Source organism: Micromonospora sp. NPDC093277 (assembly GCF_044765245.1).
In the GTDB taxonomy this organism is placed as follows: domain Bacteria; phylum Actinomycetota; class Actinomycetes; order Mycobacteriales; family Micromonosporaceae; genus Micromonospora.
Genome location: NZ_JBIWJO010000001.1, coordinates 349,130 through 368,279, shown reverse-complemented (window position 1 = coordinate 368,279; position 19,150 = coordinate 349,130). Strand labels below are relative to the sequence as shown.

Annotated in this window: 19 protein-coding genes; 7 read left to right on the top strand and 12 right to left on the bottom strand. The window is 73.2% G+C overall.

Annotation, left to right across the window (positions count from 1 at the left end; translation table 11 throughout):
• Window positions 1-7: 7 nt before the first annotated feature.
• Entirely contained in the window at window positions 8-1,096 is a 1,089-nt protein-coding gene (locus ACIRG9_RS01655; RefSeq protein ID WP_402848582.1) for a hypothetical protein, read from the bottom strand.
• Between the two features lie 196 nt (window positions 1,097-1,292).
• Between ACIRG9_RS01655 and ACIRG9_RS01650 the strand changes: the two genes are divergently transcribed.
• From ACIRG9_RS01650 to ACIRG9_RS01640, 3 genes are all read left to right on the top strand, one after another.
• Window positions 1,293-1,625 carry a YciI family protein gene (locus tag ACIRG9_RS01650; RefSeq protein WP_402848579.1) on the top strand — a complete coding sequence of 111 codons (333 nt, stop codon included), beginning with the start codon at window positions 1,293-1,295 and terminating at the stop codon, window positions 1,623-1,625.
• 5 nt (window positions 1,626-1,630) lie between these two features.
• A complete protein-coding gene (locus ACIRG9_RS01645) occupies window positions 1,631-2,833 on the top strand; it encodes an RNA polymerase sigma factor (protein ID WP_402848576.1) in 1,203 nt (400 codons plus the stop codon).
• Window positions 2,834-3,032: 199 nt separating this feature from the next.
• Window positions 3,033-4,427 carry a hypothetical protein gene (locus ACIRG9_RS01640; RefSeq protein WP_402848574.1) on the top strand — a complete coding sequence of 465 codons (1,395 nt, stop codon included), beginning with the start codon at window positions 3,033-3,035 and terminating at the stop codon, window positions 4,425-4,427.
• 91 nt (window positions 4,428-4,518) lie between these two features.
• On the opposite strand, the gene ACIRG9_RS01635 is transcribed toward ACIRG9_RS01640, so the two are convergent.
• The 6 genes from ACIRG9_RS01635 to ACIRG9_RS01610 form a co-directional block, all read right to left on the bottom strand.
• Window positions 4,519-5,379: an SRPBCC family protein gene (locus ACIRG9_RS01635; protein ID WP_402848571.1), complete on the bottom strand. Its 861-nt coding sequence runs from the start codon at window positions 5,377-5,379 to the stop codon at window positions 4,519-4,521.
• A complete protein-coding gene (locus ACIRG9_RS01630) occupies window positions 5,372-5,932 on the bottom strand; it encodes a helix-turn-helix domain-containing protein (RefSeq protein ID WP_402848568.1) in 561 nt (186 codons plus the stop codon). The genes ACIRG9_RS01635 and ACIRG9_RS01630 overlap by 8 nt, the downstream gene beginning before the upstream one ends.
• Window positions 5,933-6,016: 84 nt before the next feature.
• Window positions 6,017-6,964, bottom strand: coding sequence for a hypothetical protein (locus ACIRG9_RS01625; RefSeq protein WP_402848565.1), 948 nt, complete (start codon window positions 6,962-6,964; stop codon window positions 6,017-6,019).
• The gene (locus ACIRG9_RS01620; RefSeq protein ID WP_402848563.1) at window positions 6,961-7,482 is read right to left on the bottom strand and encodes a SigE family RNA polymerase sigma factor; all 522 of its coding nucleotides are present in this window, start codon (window positions 7,480-7,482) and stop codon (window positions 6,961-6,963) included. Before ACIRG9_RS01620 ends, ACIRG9_RS01625 begins: the two co-directional genes overlap by 4 nt.
• Window positions 7,483-7,608: 126 nt before the next feature.
• Window positions 7,609-8,952 carry a class I SAM-dependent methyltransferase gene (locus tag ACIRG9_RS01615; protein ID WP_402848560.1) on the bottom strand — a complete coding sequence of 448 codons (1,344 nt, stop codon included), beginning with the start codon at window positions 8,950-8,952 and terminating at the stop codon, window positions 7,609-7,611.
• Window positions 8,949-10,352 (bottom strand): FAD-binding oxidoreductase, encoded by a 1,404-nt coding sequence (locus ACIRG9_RS01610; RefSeq protein WP_402848557.1) that lies wholly within the window; start codon window positions 10,350-10,352, stop codon window positions 8,949-8,951. Before ACIRG9_RS01610 ends, ACIRG9_RS01615 begins: the two co-directional genes overlap by 4 nt.
• 95 nt (window positions 10,353-10,447) lie before the next feature.
• Here ACIRG9_RS01610 and ACIRG9_RS01605 point away from each other — a divergent pair, with 95 nt between their 5' ends.
• From ACIRG9_RS01605 to ACIRG9_RS01595, 3 genes are read left to right on the top strand one after another with little or no spacing between them, the layout of a single operon-like run.
• Window positions 10,448-10,918 (top strand): aminoacyl-tRNA deacylase, encoded by a 471-nt coding sequence (locus tag ACIRG9_RS01605; protein WP_402848554.1) that lies wholly within the window; start codon window positions 10,448-10,450, stop codon window positions 10,916-10,918.
• 39 nt (window positions 10,919-10,957) lie between these two features.
• Window positions 10,958-11,242 (top strand): DUF427 domain-containing protein, encoded by a 285-nt coding sequence (locus ACIRG9_RS01600; protein WP_402848551.1) that lies wholly within the window; start codon window positions 10,958-10,960, stop codon window positions 11,240-11,242.
• A gap of 58 nt (window positions 11,243-11,300) precedes the next feature.
• A complete protein-coding gene (locus ACIRG9_RS01595; RefSeq protein WP_402848549.1) occupies window positions 11,301-12,026 on the top strand; it encodes an RICIN domain-containing protein in 726 nt (241 codons plus the stop codon).
• Between the two features lie 85 nt (window positions 12,027-12,111).
• Here ACIRG9_RS01595 and ACIRG9_RS01590 read toward each other — a convergent pair whose 3' ends face one another.
• Entirely contained in the window at window positions 12,112-13,407 is a 1,296-nt protein-coding gene (locus ACIRG9_RS01590; protein ID WP_402848546.1) for an MFS transporter, read from the bottom strand.
• A 70-nt stretch (window positions 13,408-13,477) separates the two neighbouring features.
• Here ACIRG9_RS01590 and ACIRG9_RS01585 point away from each other — a divergent pair, with 70 nt between their 5' ends.
• Complete coding sequence (locus tag ACIRG9_RS01585) at window positions 13,478-14,443, top strand: GlxA family transcriptional regulator (RefSeq protein ID WP_402848543.1); 966 nt, start codon at window positions 13,478-13,480, stop codon at window positions 14,441-14,443.
• A gap of 112 nt (window positions 14,444-14,555) precedes the next feature.
• On the opposite strand, the gene ACIRG9_RS01580 is transcribed toward ACIRG9_RS01585, so the two are convergent.
• From ACIRG9_RS01580 to ACIRG9_RS01565, 4 genes are all read right to left on the bottom strand, one after another.
• The gene (locus tag ACIRG9_RS01580) at window positions 14,556-15,041 is read right to left on the bottom strand and encodes a hypothetical protein (protein ID WP_402848541.1); all 486 of its coding nucleotides are present in this window, start codon (window positions 15,039-15,041) and stop codon (window positions 14,556-14,558) included.
• A gap of 109 nt (window positions 15,042-15,150) precedes the next feature.
• Window positions 15,151-17,094 carry a VWA domain-containing protein gene (locus tag ACIRG9_RS01575; protein WP_402848539.1) on the bottom strand — a complete coding sequence of 648 codons (1,944 nt, stop codon included), beginning with the start codon at window positions 17,092-17,094 and terminating at the stop codon, window positions 15,151-15,153.
• Between the two features lie 2 nt (window positions 17,095-17,096).
• The gene (locus ACIRG9_RS01570; RefSeq protein ID WP_402848536.1) at window positions 17,097-18,590 is read right to left on the bottom strand and encodes a magnesium chelatase; all 1,494 of its coding nucleotides are present in this window, start codon (window positions 18,588-18,590) and stop codon (window positions 17,097-17,099) included.
• A 57-nt stretch (window positions 18,591-18,647) separates the two neighbouring features.
• On the bottom strand, window positions 18,648-19,145 hold the full coding sequence (locus ACIRG9_RS01565) for a hemerythrin domain-containing protein (RefSeq protein ID WP_402848533.1): 498 nt from the start codon (window positions 19,143-19,145) through the stop codon (window positions 18,648-18,650).
• Window positions 19,146-19,150 lie beyond the last annotated feature (5 nt).

Here is a 19,150-nt window from a genome sequence, read left to right as displayed (position 1 = left end):
AGCGTACTCATGCCGGGTTGCCGGCGAGGGCGTCGGCGCGCAACCGGGCGGCGGCGCGCAGCAGCGCGGCGGCCTCCGCCTGCTCCGGGTCCGGGGCGCGGACACCGTCGGCCAGCGCCAGCACCTCCCCGATCTCGGCGATGCCGCCCAGCGCCTCCCGCACCGGCCGGCCCAGCGCGGTGGTGTGGCCACGCGCCTCGTGCCGGCAAAAGTACGACAGCTCGCAGGCGGCCAGGCACTCCGGGGCGTAGCGGGCCGGCACGGTGGACAGCGCGGCGCTCAGGGCCGCCGGTTCGGTGGCCAGGTCGGCGGTGAAACCCGCCGGCACGCCGGCGAGCAGGTCGTCGATCCGGGCCATCCGGTCGAGCTGACGACGCAGCACCAGCAGCTGCTTGCGTACGTCGAGCAGGCTGGCCACCGGCTGGTTGGCGAAGTCGCGCGGGCAGACCAGCACCACCTCGTGCGACACCAGTTCCGGGTCGTGCCCCTCGGCGGCCAGCAGTTCGCGCAGCGCCAGCACGTAGACGGCGGACTGGATGGCGGCGGCAGACACCTTCGCCGGGTCGGCCTGCCCGTCGATCACCGGAAACGACTTGATCTCCACCACGTGGAACCGGCCGCCGAGCCGCGCGGCGACCAGGTCCGGTTCCAGGTGCACCCGCCGGCCGGCCACCTTCAGGCCGAGCAGCGGATGGTCGAACAGCGCCGGCCCGTCGCCGCCGCCGGCCAGCGCGACCCGGGAGCGCTCCTGCCGGTCCGGCAGGTCGTCCGCGCCGCCCAGGTCCGTCCAGGTCGCCCCCGCCGGCACCAGTACGCCCAGCCGCTCCGCGACCAGCCGTAGCAGCTCCACCCCACCGTCGGCCTTGACCTGGGCCTCGAAGGCGTTTCCGCGGGTGATGGCGAAGCGGGACTGGCCGAACCGGGCCGGGAAGCCGATCCGCTCGGCCAGCTTCGGCTTGTCCACCCCGGCGCTGTCCAGCACCGCCCGGCGGGTGCACCCCGGGTTGCCGGTCAGCGCGGCGATCGTACGGGCGTTGTGCCGCCGGGGCGGCACGCCACCCCGGATCTCGGCCAAGCGCTGCGCGGTGTCCGTCATGATGCGCCACGATAGGCGCTGCGCGCCGGTGCGGCTCGCGTCCGCACCCGTGCCGCGCCCGTCACCCGACGGGAATCGCCGCACCCGGCCGGGATCGAGAGGTCACGGCCGAAAATTTCTGGTACGCAGGTGTCCGGATCCGGGTCTCCCGTTCGTCAGCTGGGCGGAACCACGACACGACACCGAGGAGCGTCCGATGAAGTACATGATGCTGGTCTGCACCGACACCGAGCCGGACCGGGACCCGAGCGCCGCGCCGGACATCGAGAAGTGGGTCGCCGAGCGGGATGCCTCGGGGCAGCGCGTCACGGGCAGCAGGTTCGCCGAGCCGTCGGCGGCCACCACGGTCCGGGTGCGCGACGGCGAGCTGCTGCTCACCGACGGCCCGTTCGCCGAGACCAAGGAGCTGATCGTGGGCTTCGACCTGCTGGACTGCGCCGACCTGGACGAGGCGGTCGAGGTGGCCCGCGCCCACCCGATGGCGTACGCCGGCCGGATCGAGCTGCGTCCCCTCGTGGACCTCGACTGACGCCGGTGACCGACGCGGCCGGGGCGGTCGCCGACGCGGGTGCCGAGGCGTACCCGCGGATCGTCGCCGCCCTGATCCGCGTCACCGGCGACTGGACCCTCGCGGAGGACTGCGCCCAGGAGGCTCTCGCCGCGGCGCTGGAGCGGTGGCCCCGCGACGGCGTACCAGGGAATCCGGGCGGCTGGCTGATGACGGTCGCCCGGAACCGGGCGGTGGACACGCTGCGCCGGGCCAGCGTGGAACGCCGCAAACTACGCGAACTGGCGCTGCTCACCGATCCCGAGCCGGCGCCACCGGAAGGGGGCGTGGTGGACGACCGGCTGCGGCTCGTCTTCACCTGCTGCCATCCGGCGCTCAGCCTGCCGGACCGGGTCGCGCTGACCCTGCGCACCATCGCCGGGGTACCCACCACCGACATCGCCCGCGCCTTCCTGATCAGCGAGTCGACCATGACCCGCCGGCTCACCCGGGCGAAGACGCGGATCGCCGCCGCCGGCGTCCCGTACCGGGTGCCGACCGGGCCCGCGCTGGTCGAGCGGCTGCCGGGCGTCCTGGCCGTGCTCTACCTGCTCTTCACCCGGGGGTACGACGCCGACGGCGAGCCGGCGTTCGCCACCGAGGCGATCCGGCTGGCCCGGCTGCTGCACGAGCTAATGCCGGAGCAGCCGGAGGCGGCCGGGCTGCTCGCGCTGTTCCTGCTGCACCACTCCCGGCGCGCGGCCCGGCGCGACCCGGCCGGCGACCTGCTCACCCTCGACGAGCAGGACCGCTCCCGGTGGGACCGGGAGGCCATCGCCGAGGGCGTGGCGCTGCTGGACCGCGCCGGCCACGGCCCGTACGCGCTCCAGGCCCGCATCGCCGCCGGCCACGCCACCGCCCGCACCGGCGCCGACACCGACTGGCCCGCCATCGCCGGCTGGTACGACCACCTGGTCCGGCTCCGCCCCACCCCGGTGATCCGGCTCAACCGGGCGGTCGCCCACGGCTACGCGTACGGTCCGGCGACCGGGCTGGCGCTGCTCGCCGAGGCCCGCTCCGGCGGTGCGCTCGACGACTACCCACCCGCGGTGGCCGCGGAGGCCGAGCTGACCGCCCGGCACGGCGACCACGATCGGGCCGCCGCCCTGTTCCGGGCCGCCGCCGAGGCGGTGGGCTCGGAACCGGAACGGCGGGCGCTGCTGCGCCGGGCCGCCGAGCTGAGCCCCTGATCCCGCTCCACCCGCCGTGACTGATCCGACCGGGAAACCTTGAACTGGACAAACAGCCAGCATGCCGTCCCCTGTTGGGATGACGCACCCGCGTTGTTCACCCGCGCGTCAAGGCTGGCCGTCGATCACTTCACCTCTTCCTCCTAGCGTCGCTGGCGCGTCCGCGAGTCGCGGACACTCCGTTAGGAGGAATGCAACGATGCACATCTTTTCCAAGCGGCGGCTGTCTGCCGTCGCCCTCGCCGGAGCGGCCGTCCTGGCCGTCGGCAGTGCCGCGTCGGCGGCGCCGGGCGGCTCGACCGGCCCGAGCAGCAGCGACGCTCCGTACCTGGTCCGTGCCACGCCGGGCATCACCCTGACGTCGCTGCTCACCACCGGCGACTCGATCGGCGGCTACCGGATGGCCGGTATCCCCGACGGCCTCGGCGCCTTCGACAACGGTAACGGCACGTTCACCGTGCTGATGAACCACGAGCTCGCCGACAACGTGGGCGTCGTCCGGGCGCACGGCGGCAAGGGCGCCTTCATCTCCAAGTGGGTCATCGACAAGAAGACCCTGCGGGTGCTGTCGGGCGGCGACCTGATCCGGAAGGTCTTCCTGTCCAAGAACGGGCAGTACGTGGAGACGCCGGGCGTGGTGTTCAACCGGCTCTGCTCGGCCGACCTGGCCGCCGGCACCGCGTACTTCAACCCCCGCACCGGCAAGGGCTACGACGGTCGCATCTTCACCAACGGTGAGGAGTCGACCGGCGGCCGCGCCTTCGGCCACGTGGTCGAGACCGGCGAGTCCTACGAGCTGCCCGGCTTCGGCCAGGGGGCCTGGGAGAACATCGTCGCCAACCCGGCCACCGGCGACAAGACCGTGGCGATGGGCACCAGCGACGGCGGGGCGGGCGAGGTCACGCTCTACGTCGGTGACAAGAAGACCGCCGGGACCCCGGTGGAGAAGGCCGGCCTCACCGGCGGCCAGCACTTCACCATCTCGGTGGCGGGCATGGCGGTGGAGGACAGCACCACGGCGTGGACCAAGGGCTCGCTGCCCTTCACGCTGTCGTCCACCGGCGGCACCTCGTTCGACCGGCCCGAGGACGGCGCCTGGGACCCGAACCACCCGAACGACTTCTACTTCGCCACCACGGCCAGCATGACCAAGCACAGCCGGCTGTGGAAGCTGTCGTTCAACGACGTGACCGACCCGGCCAAGGGCGGCACCGCCACCATGGTGTTCGAGGGCCCGACGGACGAGGCGAGCGGCCCGAAGATGATGGACAACATCACCATCAACAACCGGGGCCAGGTGCTCATGCAGGAGGACCCGGGCAACCAGGGCTACCTGGCGGGCGTCTACCAGTACGACATCGCCACGGGTGGAGTGCGTCGGATCCTCGACCACGACCCGGAGCGCTTCCTGCCCGGCGGCAAGTACTTCGACACCGTTGACGAGGAGTCGTCGGGCATCATCCCGGTGCCGTTCCTCGGTGAGGGCAAGTACCTGCTGGACACGCAGAACCACACCAAGTCCACGGACCCGGAGCTGGCCGAGAAGGGTCAGCTTCAGCTCCTGCACGTGCCCCCGGGCCAGCCGGTGCGGTAAGTAGTCGCAACCGGGGACCCGGGCGGACGCGCATTGCGTCTGCCCGGGTCCTCGCGGTTTCCGGAGCTGTCCGCCGGCCGCACGGGGCTGGTCAGGAGGCCGAACTACCGGCCGGCATCTCCACCGACAGCCAGATCGGCTGCCAGTCCGGCACCTCATGGAAGCGGCGCAGCTCGGACAGCCCGGACACCGACCCGCTCCACGCCGCGTACGGCGGGTTGGTCTCGTCGAAGCCGCTCTGCACGAAGGTCAACCGGGTCTTCCCGGCGGACTCGGCCAGCTCCCAGGTGACGACGCCGGTCGGCCCCCAGTCGACGGACATCTTGCGGCCCGGCTCCAGGTCGACCACCTTGGCCGCGTACCCGGCATCGAAGCCGCCCATGGCGTAGCGGCCGCCGACCCAGGGCTCGATGCCGATCGGGTAGCCGAACCAGGCGCTGGCCTGCTCCGAGTCGGTCAGCGAGGTCCACACCCGGTCCATCGGCGCGTCGATCGTCAGCTCACCGCGCAGGTCGGCCGAGGTGAAGTCGGTGCGGGGCAGCAGCGGGCCTCCCTCCAGGTGGGCGTTGAGGTTGGCCAGCGCCAGGCTCCACCAGGTCTGGAGCACGCCCCGGATGGTGCTGCCGTCGAGGGCCTCGGCGAAGACGAAGTGGCTCTGCCGCAGGGTCAGCTCGGTGTGCTCCCCGACCGGCGTCACCTCGATCTCACTGGTGGTCTCCACGCCGCCGAGCACCCAGGCGAAGCGCAGGCTCCGCTCGTCGGCGTGCAGCAGCCGCTGGTGCGGGGCGTCGCCGTCCGGCGTGTAGCGGCCCCAGAACGCGTACCGGTGCGGCAGCTCGACCTCGGCGTGCTCGGCGAACCAGACCCGCAGCTCGGCGGGATCGGTCAGCGCGCACCACACCCGCTCGGCCGGAGCAGCGAGCCGGACCCGGACGGTCAACAGGTCACTCATGATCATCACCTTTCGGATAGCACGCCACGGCGAGTTTGAAGGCGTCCCCCTCGGTGCCCCCGTAGCGCGTGAACAGGTCCCGCAGCGTCGACTGCAGGTCGTGCAGAAACTCCTGCCGGCGCTCGACCGGCACCCGGATCTCGCCGGACACCCCGATCGAGGGCAGCTCCGGCGCCGCCCGGTCGAGCGCGGCGATGTCGGCCTGCACCTCCTCCATCAGGTCGAGCAGGTAGCCCAGGCTCAGCTCGTCGCGCGCCCGACGTCCCCCGCCGATCCGTCCAACGAGGCGGGGCGAGAGCCAGTACGAACGGGCGACGGCCTGGTAGATGCCCTCGGTGATGCCGCGCACCCGCCGCTCGGACACCTGCTCGGCCAGCCCGGCCGCGACCAGCTGTTTTACGTGGTAGTAGACGCGCTGCGGCGTCTGCTCCAGCCGGGCCGCGACCTCGGTGCAGGTGCGGGGCTCGGCGAGCTGCCGCAGCACCTCGATGCGTTGCGGCTTGAGCAGGACCTCGGCCTGCTCGCGCTCTTCCAGGTACAGGACGTCTCTCATGGCAAAATCAGTTTGTACGTACAAAACTTCTTTGTCAATAGGCTCGACGAAAGGCCGCGCGGGTTCGCGCGGCCTTTCGCGTGCCTACTTGCCGATGACGAGGACGTTGGCCGGCGCCTCGACCTTCACCGGCAGCCCGTAGCCGGAGAGCTCCACCAGCACGTGCAGGTGGTAGGTGTGGTCGGATTCCGGGCCCCGGGCGTTCCACCGCGCCGCACGGTCGAACGCCACCGTCTTGATCCGGCCGTCCGCATCGATCGTCACGTCACCGACCAGCCTGTCGGCGGCAACTCCCCGGGAAGAATCCTGCACCGTGACCTCGAAGTGGTAGCCACCGCCGGGGTTCTGGGTCACCTCGGCGCCGGCCTGCCGCAGCATCCGGAACAGCTGCTGCGGATCCGTCGAGGCGCCCAGCGTGCCGCCCAGCGCGTCGTCGAAGGTCAAACTCGTCTGCCTGCCCTCCCGGACCGTCCGGGACCACACGATCCTTCCGCTGTCGGGGTCGGCACCGTCCAGGGTGCCGTGGTACCGAACGCCATCGACCAGGCGCTCCTTCAGGAAGAAGTCCGACATGGGCGGACGTAGCCCGGTGTTCGGCGAATCCAGGTAGCCGGTGGCCGTCGCCGGATCGAACGCGCCCTCCGTCACCCAACTCCCTGCCACCGGCTCGGGCAGCTCTCCCTGCGGCGGGAGCTTGTCCTTGTTGGTGGTGGTGACCTTCACCCGGTAACTGATGTTCTCGCTGGCCGCCGCGGCGGCGGCCAGCCGCATCCGCGGCGACTCCGGGCTCGTCGCGGTCGCGGGCCGCTCGGCGACCGAGCCGGGCGAGCCGGGGGTGCCCGCACCGACGGTCAGGGCCGCGGCCAGCGCACCGGCCACCCCGACCACGCCGGCCGCGTACGCGCTGCGGTGCAGGACGGTGCGCCGCCGATGGCGGCGGGTGGCCTCCCCCAGCACGTCCCGGGTGTACGCCAGGCCGGCGACCTCGTCGCGCATCCCGGCCGTCAGCTGATCCTCAACGTCAATCCTCATCGTCCTGCTCCATTCATGCCCGCGCCCTCCAGCGCCCAGTCGGCGGTGAGTTCTCTCAGCCGGGTCAGCCCCCGGGAGGCGGTCGACTTGACGGTGCCGACCGAGCAGCCGAGCAGCTCGGCGGCTTCCGCCTCGCTGCGCTGCTCCCAGTACCGCAGCACCAGCACGGCCCGCTGCCGCGGCGGCAGCAGGGCCAGCGCCTGGATGAGCGCCTGCCGCAGGTGCAGCGCGTCGGTGCCGTCCGACTGACCCGGCGGCTCGACCTCGGTCAACACCTCCGGCCGGCGCCGGCGCAACCGCCACCGGTCGACCGCCAGGTGGTACAGCGTGCGACGCAGATATCCCTCCTTGTCGCCGTGCACCCGGCTCCAGTTCCGCATCAGCCCCTCCAGCGCCGCCTGCACCAGGTCCTCCCCGGCGGCCCGGCTGCCGGTCAGCAGCACCGCCGTCGCAAGCAGCGCACCGCCGCGTTCGGCGACCAGGACGTCCAGGCCCTCGAAGCGTTTCCTACGCCGCACCGGCTCTCCTCTCGTCGCCCACCAAGGACGACGGGTGGCATCCGAAGGTTGACTGGGCCGCCCGGAAATCTGCGCACAACGAAAGGCCGCGCGGATCGCGCGGCCTTTCGTGGCAGAGACGAGGGGTCAGGGCATCCAGTCGGGGCGCAGCGGGTAACCGTTGACGCCCTGCGGGCCGTTCTGGGTGGCGAGGACCTGGTGCAGCTGGATTTCGTTGCGCTCGAAGGCCAACCGGGAACCCGCCATGTAGAGCCCCCACACCCGGGCGGTGCCCAGGCCCACCTCGCCGACGCAGAAATCCCAGTTCTCGACCAGGTTGCGGCACCAGCCGGCCAGCGTCAGCGCGTAGTGCTGGCGCAGGTTCTCCTCGTGGTGCACCTCCAGACCGGCGTCGTGGATCTCGCTGATCAGCCGGCCGGGCCCGACCAGTTCCCCGTCCGGAAAGACATACCGGTCGATGAACGCGCCGGAGCGGTGCGGTGCCCGGTTGTCCGCCCGGGTGATGCAGTGGTTGAGCAGCCGCCCACCCGGCTTGAGCCGGCTGCGCAGCGCCCCGAAGTACGCGGGATAGTTGCGCACCCCGATGTGCTCGGTCAGCCCGATCGAGGAGACCACGTCGAACTGCTCCCGGGGCGCGTCCCGGTAGTCCAGGTGACGCACCTCGGCCAGGTCACCCAGCCCGTCCCGCTCGATCGCCGCCTGCGCCCACTCCGCCTGCGCCCGCGACAGGGTCACCCCGAGCGCCTTGACGCCGTACTCCCGGGCCGCGTGCCGGACCATGCCGCCCCAGCCGCAGCCGACGTCGAGCAGCCGCATCCCCGGCTTGAGCGCCAGCTTGCCGGCCACCAGGTCGTACTTGGCCCGCTGCGCCTGCTCCAGGGTGTCGTCCGGGCTGTGGAACACCGCACAGGTGTACGTCATCGACGGACCGAGCACCTTCTCGTAGAAGGCGTTCGAGACGTCGTAGTGGTGGGAGATCGCGCTGCTGTCCCGGAACCGGGAGTGCCGCAGCCCGCCCACCAGCCGCCGCCAGCGCGGCGCCGCCTCCTGACGCGGGGGCGGCGGGGGCATCAGCCGCTCCCAACCCAGCCCCTTCACCAGAGCCAGCGCCTCACCCACCGACGGCAGCCGCAGGTGCAGGCTGTCCTTGAGCACCTTGAACGCCTCGTACGGGTCGCCCGGGTGCACCCCCTCCATGCCCAGGTCACCGCTCACGTAGGCGCGGGCCATGCCCAGGTCGCCGGGGGCGGTGAGCAGGTAGGACAGCCCCCGCTCGGAGTGGATGGCCAGGGTGATGCCGGCGTCGGCCGGGCCGACGGCACTGCCGTCGTACCCGGTGATACGGATGGGAAGAGCACCGGTGGTGACCGCTCGGATCACGTCCGCCACGGTCGGTCCGGTAGGCCGGCCACCCGACGGTGGGCCGGCCGGGACGCTCGCCGCCCCCTGTTCTCGGTCGATCAGACTCATGCTCGCGCTACCGCCTTCTCGTACAGTCCGGTAAGCCGGTGATCCGGGTCGTAGCGGTCCTTCACGGCGCGCCAGGTCTCCCCGCCGTAGAGCCGGTCGAACGCCTCCCGGTCGTAGTACGCGTCGGAGTAGAGCGACTTGTGGCCGCCCGCCTCCGACACCGCGCGCTCGATCTCCCGGTTGACGTCGCCGTCGGCGGCGCCCTCGGCGATCGGCACGGTCCCCCAGAAGCCGATGTTCACATAGGTCTCCGCCGGCTGCAGCGGATAAAGCGGCCAGGCGTGGGCGGAGCCGGGGCCGGCCGGCTCGCGCAGCCGCAGCGGGCAGAGCCAGACCGGCGACATCCGGACCGCCCCGGCGAACCAGCGCAGGAAATCGGCCATGCCGTCGAGCGGGATCTCGACATCCTGCACCACCCGCTCCCGGGCCGGGCGGCCCCGCCAGCGGTCGACCCGGGCCGCCACCTGGTGCCGGTTTTCGAAGCGGACGATCCGGTGGTAGAAGTCGCTGCGCCGGTAGCGCTGCGGCCAGAGCCGGCGCACCACCGGGTGCTGCACGCCGAACGCCGCCGAGCACCAGAACCAGTCGGTGTCCCACCGCCACAGGTAGTCGTACGTGGTGAGCACGTCCCGGGTGCACCGCTGCACCGAGCGGTAGTAGATGCCCTGGCCGGTGTAGTCGCTCGGCCGCACGGCGGCGACCTCGTCGGTGAAGGTGCCGAGCACCAGGTACGCCTCGCCGGGGCTGAACATCACCCCGTCCATGGCGTCGACCGGCTCGCCCTCCCAGGAGCCCTTGGCGACCACCTCCCCGATCGCGTCGGTCAACTCCGTCAACCTGGTGAAGCGGATGTTGCGCAGGGCCACGTACCGGCGGACCGGCTGCAGCTCGATGCGCAGCCGGGTGGCGTAACCGAGGCTGCCCAGCGAGTTGGGGAAGGCGCGGAACAGGTCGGCGTGCTCACCCTCGGGCCGGGCGGTGACGATCTCGCCGGCCCCGGTGAGGATGTCCATCTCCCGCACCGACTCGTGCGGCAGCCCGTTACGGAACGAGGTGGACTCGATACCCAGCCCGGTCACCGCACCACCCAGGGTGATCGTGCGCAACTGCGGCACGACCAGCGGCATCAGCCCGTGCGGCAGGGTGGCGTCGACCAGGTCCTCGTAGGTGCACATGCCCTGCACGTCGGCGGTGCGGGCGGCCGGGTCGACGTCGAGCACCCCAGTCAGGCCGCTCACGTCCAGCCCCGGCGCCTGCGGGGTCGATCTCGGACGGAACAGGTTCGAGGTGCGTTTGGCCAGCCGCACGGGCTCGCCGGCGGGCACCGCGGCGTACGACCGCCGCAGCGTGTCCACCGCCCGATCATGGTCACCCCGATGATCCACACGCTGCGCACGCATGAGATCACATTACGCCTGCTCGGCCAGCTTGGCTGGATGTCCACCATGGCCGTTTCGCCTCGTCCGGTCGGCCGGGGGAAGCTACCGTGACGGGCATGTCCTCCCCCGCGATCGCCGCCCTCGACGCCGCCGCGCTGCCGTACCGGGTGATCCGGCACGGCCCGGTCCGCAGCCTGGCCGAGGCCGCCCGGGCGCGGGGCGTGGCGGTCCCCGACGTGGTCAAGACCATCGTGGTGCGCCGGGGCGAGGACGACCACCTCTTCGTGCTCACCCCCGGTGACCGGGTCATCTCCTGGCCCAAGCTGCGCGCCCTGCTCGGCGTGAGCCGGCTGTCCATGCCGGACGCCGAGACCGCCCGGACGGCCACCGGCTACGAACGCGGCACGATCACCCCGTTCGGCTCGACCACCGCCTGGCCGGTGATCGCCGACGAGCGGCTGCGCGGCCGGGAGATCACCCTCGGCGCGGGCGAACACGGGGTCGCCGTGGCGGTCGACGCGGACGCCACCCTCGCCACGCTCGGCGCGACGGTCGCCGACGTCACCGACCCGGAACCCGCCCCCTGACCCCTGGCCGGTTCGCCCGCACCGGCATAGCGTTGAGGCATGCCGAAAGCCGTCTGGAACGACCTGGTCATCGCGGAGAGTGACGACACCGTGCTGGTCGAGGGCAACCACTACTTCCCGCGTGCGGCGCTGCGCACGGACCTGATCCGCGACTCCGCCACCCACACGGTCTGCCCGTGGAAGGGCACCGCCTCCTACCACACGCTCGAACACGAAGGCCTGACCAGCGCGGACGCCGTCTGGTACTACCCGGACCCGAAGCCCGAGGCGGAGCTGGTCCGCGACCGGGTGGCGTTCTGGAAGGACGTCCGGGTCGTCGACTGAATCACGCTCACGTCGGGGCGACTGGCCATCGGCGGTGGCTGTGGGTCAGGATGCCCCCATGTCCGAGCCACACACCGACCCGCCCGGCACCGTCTACGCCACCCGGGGGTTCCGCCTGCGCCTGCCGCAGGACCCGCTGATCCGGATCGCGCTGGGCGTCGCCGTGTTCGGCGTACTCGTCGGGGTGTTCTTCGCCAGCGGCGTGCTCCGCATCGGAAGCGGAGACCAGCCGGTGGTGCCCGCGGCGGCCGTGTCCAGCACGGCGAGCGGGTCGAGCGCGGCCGAGCCCAGCACGGAGGCGACGCCCACCACGGAGGCGCCACCGTCACCGACGGCCGCGCCGACGACGCCCCCGGCCCCGCCCCCCGTGGGCGGCCCCACGGTCTTCCGCGGGGTGCCCTCCGGACGCTGCGTCGCGTTTGCCGGCGACAACACCGACGGCGCGCCCATGGTGCTGGCCGACTGCACCGGTGGCCCGGAGCAGCAGTGGGTGGTCACGCCGGTCGGCGGCGATGTGTTCACCCTGGTCAACGCGGCCGGCGGCAAGTGCCTGGACGTCCAGGGGCAGAGCGCCGACGACGGCGTGGCCATCCAGCAGTGGGCGTGCCACGGGCAGCCCAACCAGCAGTGGCGGCTCGCCCCGGCCGGCGCCGGTCCGGTGCTGCTGGTCGCCGTGCACAGTGGCAAGTGCGCGCAGGCCGCCGGTGCCGGCGCCGAGCCCGGCACCCCGCTCCAACAGGCACCGTGCACCGGCGCACCCGAGCAGCAGTGGGCACTCGGCTGACCGCCCGACCCCGGCCTGCTCGGCCGGCGGCTCAGCCCCGGTCAGCCGGGCTGGGGATTCGACGCCGGCCGGTCGGGTGGGCGGCTCAGCCCCGGTAGCTCCAGGCCCGGCGGCCGACCGCGACGGGCAGCGCGACCGGCGGCTTGCCGGCGCGGCGGCGCAGCAGCAGGGAGAGCCCGGCGGCGCCGATCGACAGCGCGCCGGCCGCGTACCAGGCCACGGTGTACTCGCCGAGCTGGTCGCGGACCAGCCCGGCGCCGGTCGCCGCCACCGCCGCACCGACCTGGTGGGCGGCGAACACCCAGCCGAACACCACCGCGCCGGACGCGCCGAAATACTCCCGGCACAGCGCCACGGTCGGCGGCACGGTGGCCACCCAGTCCAGGCCGTAGAAGACGATGAAGACCAGCATGCTGGGCTCGGTGGTGCCGGCGAAGAGGCTGGGTAGCACCAGCAGCGACGCGCCGCGCAGCGCGTAGTAGGCGCCGAGCAGCAGCCGACTGTCCACCCGGTCGGTGAGCCAGCCGGAGGCCACCGTACCGACGATGTCGAAGACGCCGACCAGGGCGAGCAGGCCCGCGGCGGTGGTCTCCGGCAAGCCGTGGTCGTGCGCGGCCGGCACGAAGTGGGTGCCGACAAGCCCGTTGGTGGTCGCGCCGCAGATCGCGAAGCCGGCGGCGAGCAGCCAGAACGGCCGGGTCCGCGCGGCGACGGCGAGCGCGCCGACCGCCCGGGCCGCCGCCCCGCCCGCCGCCGACGCCGGGGGCGCCACCTCGGTCGCGCCGTAGGCCGGCAGGCCGAGATCCGCCGGGTGCTCGCGCAGCAGCCAGACCACCAGGGGTACGACCGCCAGCGCGGCCCCGGCGACGACCAGCGCCGCCACCCGCCAGCCGTGGTCGCGCACCAGCACGGCGAGCAGCGGAAGGAAGACCAGCTGTCCGGCCGCCCCGCCTGCGGTGAGCACGCCGGTGACCAGGCCCCGGCGGCGGACGAACCAGCGCCCGGTCACGGTCGCCACGAACGCGAGGGCCATCGAGCCGGTGCCCAGCCCGACCAGGACGCCCCAGCAGAGGATCAGCTGCCAGCTCGCGGTCATCGCGACGGTGAGCCCGCTGCCGACGGCGACCAGCACCAGCGCGCCGGCCACCACCCGGCGGATGCCGAACCGGTCCATCAGCGCGGCGGCGAACGGTGCGGTCAGCCCGTAGAGCATCAGGTTGACCGAGACGGCGGCGGAGATGGTCGCGAGCGGCCAGCCGAACTCGGCGTGCAGCGGGTGCAGCAGCACGCTGGGGGTGGCGCGGAAGCCGGCGGCGCCGACCAGCGCGACGAAGGCCACGGCGGCCACCAGCCAGGCCGGGTGGAGACGGTGTCGGATCACGCACCGAGTCTCGGGGGCGGCGCACGGCACGACGAGTGGCCGGAAAGCCATCGTGCGCAATAATCGGGCCATGACTGTCCCGCACCGGATCGCGGTGCTCGCCCTCGACCACGTGGTCGGCCTCGACCTCGGCACCCCGGCCCAGGTCTTCGGCACCGCCCGCACCGCGGACCTCACGCCGCTGTACGCCGTCGAGGTCTGCACCCCGGGCGGGCGGCCGGTACGCAGCACCGCCGGCTTCCAGGTGCTGCCCGAGCACGGCCTGGAGCTGACCGGCACCGCCGACACGGTGATCGTCCCCGGCATCCACGACGGCCCACCGATGGTCGACGGGACCGTGGACCCCGCCGTCACGGCCGCGCTGCGCGCCGCACACGACCGGGGCGCCCGGATCATGTCGATCTGCACGGGCGCCTTCGTACTGGCCGCCGCCGGCCTGCTCGACGGCCGCCGAGCCACCACCCACTGGGCGTACGCGGACCGGTTCCGCCGGCTGCACCCGGCCGTCGACCTCGACCCGGACGTGCTCTTCCTCGACTCCGACGGGGTGCTCACCTCGGCCGGGGTGGCCGCCGGCATCGACCTCTGCCTGCACGTCGTCCGCAACGACCACGGCAGCGCGGTCGCCAACCTGTCCGCCCGGCGCTGCGTCATGCCACCCTGGCGCGACGGCGGCCAGGCCCAGTACATCGAACGCCCGGTCCCCCGCGACACCGGCACCAGTACCTCGACCACCCGGGAGTGGGCCCGGCAGCGGCTGCACGAACCGGTCGCCCTGCGCGACCTGGCCGCGCACGCCCGGATGAGCGTACGCACCTTCACCCGGCACTTCCGCTCCGAGACCGGGCTCAGCCCGGCGCAGTGGCTGCTCCAGCAGCGCACCGATCACGCCCGGCAGCTGCTGGAGACCACCGACCTGACCATCGACCAGGTCGCCCGCCACGCCGGCTTCGGCACCGCCGCCGCCCTGCGCCAGACCTTCCACCACCGGGTCGGGGTGGCCCCCACCGCCTACCGCCACACCTTCCGCCGTTAGTACCGGGCCGCCGCCCCCGCTCAGTCGCTCTCCCTCGGCCGCCGTCCTCGCTGAGTCGCCGTCCTCGCTGAGTCGCCGTCCTCGCTGAGTCGCCGCCCTCGCTGCGCCGCCGTCAGGCGAGGTGAGGTTGGCGGCGCAGGGCGCGCAACTGGGCCAGGTGCATCGGCAGGTGGACGCGGATGTGCAGGTCCAGGGCCCGACCCCAGGGCAGCGACTCGTCCACGTCCAGGTCGAAGCCCTCCCGTAGCACGGTGTCGACCGGGGTCTCCGCGGCCGCGCCGAGCCGTTCGGCGAGCATGCACAGCTTCTGGCTGGTGGCGCGCAGCAGCGCGGCCAGCCCGTCCAGCCCGCCGCACTCGGAGACCAGCGCGTCGAGCTGCGGCCGGTGGATGGTCTCCAGGTCGTAGTACGCGAACGGTGAGCCGGCCAGCACCGCCTCCGTCGCCTCGCTCATCAGCTCGTCGCTGGCCGCCAGGTGCGCGACGATCTGCTCGGCGCTCAGCTCCCCGTCCGCAGGTGCCCCGAACCCACCCGCGTCCACCTCCGCCAGCACCGCCGCATATCCCCGCCGCAGCTCCCCGACATCCACCCCGTCCATGCCCCGAATCCAACCCCGTCCTCAGGCGCCGATCATGGAGTTATGGCACCGGATTCACCCAAATGTGGGGCTTTCGTCCACCGCCACAACTCCATGATCGATCGGGTGGTCAGGGGCGGGAGCGGAGGTAGTCGGAGACGACGTACTCGCCCAGGTCGGCCAGGTCGGGGGTGAGGACTCGGCCCTTGGCGCGGCGGGCCACGGCGTCGACGAAACGGCGCAGGCCCGGGTCGTCGCCGAGCATGAACAGGTTCAGCGTGGTGCCGTACCGGGTCAGTTTGTCCACCTCGCGGATGGTGGCCTCGATGGTCTCCGGCAGCGGCGGCCAGTGGAAGTACGCCTCACCGTCCTCCGGGTCGAGATGCGCGGTCGGCTCACCGTCGGTCACCACCAGCACCACCGGCTCGGCGCCCGGGTGCCGCCGCAGGTGCCGGCCGGCCAACCGCAACGCGTGCTGGAGGTTGGTGCCCTGCCGCAGGTCCGGCTCCACCGCCGCCAACTCCTGCTGGGTCAGCGGCATCGCCTCCCGGCCGAACCCGATGATCTGCAGAGCGTCCTGCGGGAAGCGGGTCGCCATCAGGTGCGACAGCGCCAGCGCCGTCTGCTTCATCGGCCCCCAGCGCCCCTGCGAGATCATCGAGTACGACAGGTCGACACAGAGCGCCACCGCCGCCGACGCCCGCCGCTCGGTCTCCACCACCTCGAAGTCCTCGACCGCAAGCTGCACCGGCACCCCGGAGCCGGCCCGACCCACCGCCCGAGTGAGCGTGCGCACCACGTCGAGGGGCTGCTCGTCGCCGTACTCCCACGGCCGGGAGGCGCCGCTGACCTCGCCGGCCGCACCCGCCGAGCGCAGGTCGTGCTGCCCGCGCGGGCCGGCGGTCAGGTCGGCAAAAACCCGCCGCAGCGCCGTACCGGCGAGCCGGCGCAACGCCTTCGGGCTGAGCGTCAACCCGTCGGCGTCCCGCGTCACCCAGCCCTGCCGGCGCAGCTCCCCTTCCAGCTCCCGCAGCCGGCGTACGTCGTCGGCGGCGTCCCGGCCCAACGTCCGGGCCACCGCCTCGACGTCCACGTCGTCCAGGGTGGCCCCCGGATGGTCCTGGTCGAGCTGGTCGAGCAGCTCGTCCAGCTCGGCGAGCTCACTGAGCGCCCCGGTCGCCTCGCCGTAGCCGAGCGGCCGGTCGCCGCGCATCCGCTCGCCGCGCTGCCAGTTCAGGTCGGGGCGCAGCGCACGCAGCCGGGCGTCCAGCTGGGCCAGCTCCCCGGCCAACCGCTCGCCCAGCGACTGGCCCATCAGCCCGGCCAGCTCCTCGCGCTGCCGATCCGACAGCGACCGCATCAGCCGCTCCCCGGCCGCCGCCCGCCGGGCCAGCACGTCGACCAGCTCGTCGACGTCCTTCGGCCGCTCCGGGAAGAACTCCCCGTGCCGGCGCATGAACTCGGCGAACGCGTCGGTGGTCTCCTCGGACCGGGCGTGCCGGGCCAGCAGGTCGTTGAGGTCGCGCATCATCTCGGCCAGCCGCCGCTGGGCGGCCGGGTCGGCGGCGGCCCGCGCCGCGTCCCGCAACCCGGCGAAGCGCTGCTCCAGCACCTCGCCGCGCAGCCCGTCCAGGATCCGCTGATACGTGGCCCGGGCCTCCTCGCTGGCCCAGTCGTACCCGGACAACTCCTCCACCGCCCGCGCGGTCGAGCGGGGCAGATTGTCCAGCACCGCCTCGGCGAAGCGCGCCTCGTCGCCGTCCCGGCCGCGCAGCTCCTCCCGCTCGGCCGCCAGCGCCTGGTCGAGCAGCGCCCGGGCCCGGGTCACCGCGCCATCCAGGTCGCCCCGGCGCAGCGCCTCCCGGCGCAGCCGCCGGGCCCGGGCAGCCAGCTCGTCCAGGCCGCCGCGCCCCTGCGGGCCGCGCCGCAGCAGATCGCGCAGCGCCTCCCGCAGGCTGCCGCCGGCGAGGACCTCCGCACCGACCGCGTCCACCGCGGCCCGCACGTCATACGGCGGCGCCAGCGGGTCGGGCCCGCCGCGCCACTGCCCGTACCGGAACCGGTTGCCGGCCACAGTCAGCCCCGGCCGCCGTAGACGGTGCGCCCCGATTCGGTGACGTCCTTGTCGAGCCGGCGGGTCAGGTGCAGCCCCTCCAGCACGAACTCCACCCCGGCGGCGGCCTCCTCCGGGCCGGGCGCGTCGCCCAGGCCGAGCCGATCGAGCACCTTGGCCAGCCCGGGCACCGTGCCGACCTGGCGCAGCAGCTCGGCCGAGGAGACCAGCTCGCCGGTCTCGATCACCCCACCCTCGCCGACCAGCGCGGTGAAGCCGGACAGGTCCAGCCCAGCCAGCCGGGCCCGGAACGTCTCGGCGGTCGCGGTCCGCAGCAGATGGGCCAGGATCTCGATCTCCCGCCCCTCCTCGCCGCTCTCGAACTCCACCTTCCCCCGCAGCGTCGAGGTCACCGACACCGCGTCCCCCACCCGGGCGACGGGAGCCTCCTCCCGTACCCCCTCGGCGGCGGACCCGGGCGACCCGCCGGCCGCCGGCGCGGCGAGACCGGCGAGCAGGCCGGCGCGGCGCAGCGCGGCGGCCGCGACGGTCTCCGCGGCGGCGATGCCGAACCGGGCGGAGACACCCGAGCGCGGGTCCACCGACGGCGACTCCCGGACCGCGCGGGCGAACCGGGCGAGGACCTCCAGCACGTGCTCCGGCACGGTGGCCACCAGGTCCGCCTCCTGCCGGATCAGGGCAAGCTCCAGCTCCAGGTCGACCGGGTAGTGGGTACGGATCTCCGCGCCGAACCGGTCCTTCAACGGCGTGATGATCCGGCCGCGGTTGGTGTAGTCCTCCGGGTTGGCGCTGGCCACCAGCAGCAGGTCCAGCGGCAGCCGCAGCTGGTAGCCCCGGACCTGGATGTCCCGCTCCTCCAGCACGTTGAGCAGCGCCACCTGGATCCGTTCGGCCAGGTCGGGCAGCTCGTTGACGGCGAAGATGCCCCGGTTGGTACGCGGCACCAACCCGAAATGGATCGTCTCCGGGTCGCCGAGCGTACGCCCCTGGGCGATCCGGATCGGGTCGACGTCGCCGATCAGGTCACCGACGCTGGTGTCCGGGGTGGCCAGCTTCTCGCCGTACCGCATCGACCGGTGCAGCCAGCCGATCGGCAGCTCGTCGCCACGCTCGTCGACCAGGGCGCGCGAGGCCGGGGTGAGCGGGTGCATCGGGTGCTCGTTGAGCACCGAACCCGGGATGACCGGGGTCCACTCGTCGAGCAGCGCGCCCAGCGAGCGGATCAGCCGGGTCTTGCCCTGGCCCCGCTCGCCGAGCAGCACCATGTCGTGCCCGGCGAGCAGCGCCCGCTCGACCTCGGGCAGCACCGTGTCCTGATAGCCGACGACGCCGGGGAAGCGCTCCGCGCCGGCGCGCATCCGGGCCAGGAGATTGTCGCGGATCTCCTGCTTGACCGTGCGGTAGTGGTGGCCGGACGCCCGCAGCGCGCCGAGGGTGCCGGGCAGGTCGGCGGGCGGGACCGGGGAAACCTGGTTGGGCGCAGTCACCCGACACACGCTAGCGCGGCTCGGTGACGCGATGCCCATCTTCGCGACGGCCCGGGACGCGGCCGGTCAGCGATGATCCCGCACGTACCGCTGCGGATCCTTGTCCAGGAACCGCAGGTTACGGCCGTTCTTGTGCTCGCCGTAGAACTTCAGCCAGCGCGCCCCCAGCTGCGCGCGCAGCTCCACGTCGGCGTGTCGGCGGAAGTCCGGCAGCGCCTCGTCCTCCTCCTCGGCCAGGTGCTCGCTGTTCTCCCGGCGGGCCCGCCACACCGCCGCCCACCACCCGTCCGAGCCGACCTCGTGGCGCTTCGACTCGGCGATCGCGTCGCGGATCTTGTTGTGGTCGCCGATGGCGTCCTCGGTCTCCTCCGCGCCGTCGTCGCCGTGCCGCACCAGATGCGGGTAGAGGATCGCCTCCTCCGCCTCCGCGTGGATGTCCAGTTGCAGGGCGAGCGCCTCCCAGACGGCCAGCATCTCGGCCGGGTCGCGGGCGTCGTCGAGCCGGGCGAAACCCCGCCGGAAGGCGGCGTGGTCGTCGAGGATCAGCGCGGTGATGTCGTCCATGACCG